At 60.0% G+C, this 530-nt stretch carries 1 protein-coding gene; it reads right to left on the bottom strand.

Going from position 1 to position 530, the window contains the following annotated elements:
• Window positions 1-5: 5 nt before the first annotated feature.
• Window positions 6-530: phosphotransferase (locus tag U1T56_RS24555; protein ID WP_418162088.1), on the bottom strand; the 525-nt coding region annotated here is incomplete at its 5' end.

The following is a 530-nucleotide window of genomic DNA, read 5'->3' as shown; positions in this document are numbered from 1 at the left end:
CTACTCTATTTCTTTGCCCTCGGACGAGTGCTGGGGCGTCGGTTTCCACTATCGGCGAGTACTTCTACACAGCCATCGGTCCAGACGGCCGCGCTTCTGCGGGCGATTTGTGTACGCCCGACAGTCCCGGCTCCGGATCGGACGATTGCGTCGCATCGACCCTGCGCCCAAGCTGCATCATCGAAATTGCCGTCAACCAAGCTCTGATAGAGTTGGTCAAGACCAATGCGGAGCATATACGCCCGGAGTCGTGGCGATCCTGCAAGCTCCGGATGCCTCCGCTCGAAGTAGCGCGTCTGCTGCTCCATACAAGCCAACCACGGCCTCCAGAAGAAGATGTTGGCGACCTCGTATTGGGAATCCCCGAACATCGCCTCGCTCCAGTCAATGACCGCTGTTATGCGGCCATTGTCCGTCAGGACATTGTTGGAGCCGAAATCCGCGTGCACGAGGTGCCGGACTTCGGGGCAGTCCTCGGCCCAAAGCATCAGCTCATCGAGAGCCTGCGCGACGGACGCACTGACGGTGTC

It is taken from the genome of Benzoatithermus flavus, from assembly GCF_037908215.1.
Classification (GTDB): domain Bacteria; phylum Pseudomonadota; class Alphaproteobacteria; order Geminicoccales; family Geminicoccaceae; genus Benzoatithermus; species Benzoatithermus flavus.
This window is presented reverse-complemented; position numbering and strand designations above follow the sequence as displayed.